Origin of the sequence: Acinetobacter sp. AKBS16, assembly GCF_002899995.1 — a bacterium.
Classification (GTDB): domain Bacteria; phylum Pseudomonadota; class Gammaproteobacteria; order Pseudomonadales; family Moraxellaceae; genus Acinetobacter; species Acinetobacter baumannii.
On sequence record NZ_POYH01000076.1, the window covers coordinates 1 to 1,611 of the forward strand.

General features: G+C 38.6%; 2 protein-coding genes and 2 pseudogenes. 2 read left to right on the forward strand and 2 right to left on the reverse strand.

Annotation, left to right across the window (positions count from 1 at the left end; genetic code table 11):
• Positions 1–183: pseudogene (locus tag C1642_RS13475) on the forward strand (hypothetical protein); the annotation flags it as partial.
• 60 nt (positions 184–243) lie between these two features.
• On the opposite strand, the gene C1642_RS13480 reads toward C1642_RS13475, so the two are convergent.
• On the reverse strand, positions 244–480 hold the full coding sequence (locus C1642_RS13480; RefSeq protein WP_000795915.1) for a hypothetical protein: 237 nt from the start codon (positions 478–480) through the stop codon (positions 244–246).
• Between the two features lie 282 nt (positions 481–762).
• Here C1642_RS13480 and C1642_RS13485 point away from each other — a divergent pair, with 282 nt between their 5' ends.
• Positions 763–1,374, forward strand: coding sequence for a LexA family protein (locus tag C1642_RS13485; protein ID WP_001124839.1), 612 nt, complete (start codon positions 763–765; stop codon positions 1,372–1,374).
• A 70-nt stretch (positions 1,375–1,444) separates the two neighbouring features.
• Here C1642_RS13485 and C1642_RS13490 read toward each other — a convergent pair.
• Positions 1,445–1,611: pseudogene (locus C1642_RS13490) on the reverse strand (LysE family translocator); the annotation flags it as partial.

A 1,611-nucleotide genomic window follows, 5' to 3' on the forward strand; every position in this document is an offset into this window, starting at 1 on the left:
GGCCGCAGTCGTTATGATGACGACGATGAAGATGATGATCGCGGTCGTTCAGGTGGCCGAGGCCGTGGTCGCAGCCGTCGTGATGACGATGACGACGACGATGACCGCCGTGGCCGTTCAGATGGGCGTGGTCAGAACTCTCGTAATCAAAAACGCGATGCTTATGGACGCTTTACATCTTAAGCAAATAGTTTTTGAGAATAAAGGAGGCATTATGCCTCCTTTATTTTTATTATTTTAAACTTATGAGTGGGTAAGGGGGTGTAAGCCTTTTACAATATCTGTGAATTCTGAGCCATTTAACCAAAATGATTTCTTTAAAAATAGTGTCGTCATAATACTTTCGGCTGCTTCACTTTCCGGATTTTCACAGAAAATTCCATAGCTTTCGCCTAATACCGCATCATTTTCAATAAGACGGATATAGTAGGCATGTTGTTCATCTGCATAACCTAAAACTGCATCACGTTGATTTTTCATTTCGCATGTCTCCATACCAAAAACTGAATCTAACTCATATTTAAGTGTTCAGAATTTCATTGATAAAAATCAAAACAGTCAGTAATAAGAACTATTTCACAATAGGTTTTGATTCTCTTCAAATTACCATTTCCGTTTTAACATCCCTGTTAAAAGCAAAATGGATTAAAATCTGATCATGAAATTTATTGTTATGCAAAAAAAATATTTCGTCAACTTGAAAATGTAACTTTTTCAAGTTACATTGTTTGTGTAGGATTTGAACGGTGAAATGGAGGCGATATGCCAAAGAAGAAAGAATTCGAGCATGGCGGTGCACGGGAAAACGCCGGCCGTAAAGCACAGTTCAATGAACCCACCAAAGTGATTCGTGTTCCTGAATCTCAAGTCAACTTTATCAAAAATTGGTTACTGAATAATGTCAAAACCGATAACCAGACAGATTTCACTTCAAAACTAAAGATACAGCAGGTTCATCCGAACAACGATAAAATTTACCACATTCCTTTGGCGACAGAACGTGTTGCTGCGGGTTTCCCATCACCAGCGCAAGACGATATTGAGCAAGCACTCGATTTAAATGAATATTTAATTAGAAATGAAAATGCCACGTTTATTGTGAAAGCCAATTCGTTGTCCATGTTAGATGCCGGAATTGATATTGATGATCCGCTTATTGTGGACCGTAGTATTCCTGCTAAATCGGGCGATATTGTGATTGCACTTATCGACAATGATTTTACTGTTAAGCGCTTAATGATTGATACCCAATTTCAACCCCCTAAAGTGTGGCTGAAAGCAGAAAACCCTGATTATCAAAATATTTATATTGAAGAGGGGCAAGAACTGGTGATTTGGGGAGTCGTGACCTATAACCTTAAACGTATGAGATAAATTTTCTTATATTTTATTATTCAAGTTACTGGCCAGAAATGATGGTCAGTAACTTTTTTTGAATGACTTTTTAAATTTGCCCAATCAATAGACAGGTAGCGATAACGACCATCAAGCCACCCGAAAAACGGCCAACTAATTGGGCTGCCTGTGGTCTGGTTTTCAAAATGGCTTCTGAACCATAACCCACCATTAAGTAAATTATCGCGCAGCTAATTATGTGGACAACACCAAAGG

Bases quoted from the DNA above. Each gene is read 5' to 3' on its own strand.
- C1642_RS13480 (WP_000795915.1), bottom strand. From the start codon at position 480: ATGAAAAATCAACGTGATGCAGTTTTAGGTTATGCAGATGAACAACAT.
- C1642_RS13485 (WP_001124839.1), top strand. From the start codon at position 763: ATGCCAAAGAAGAAAGAATTCGAGCATGGCGGTGCACGGGAAAACGCC.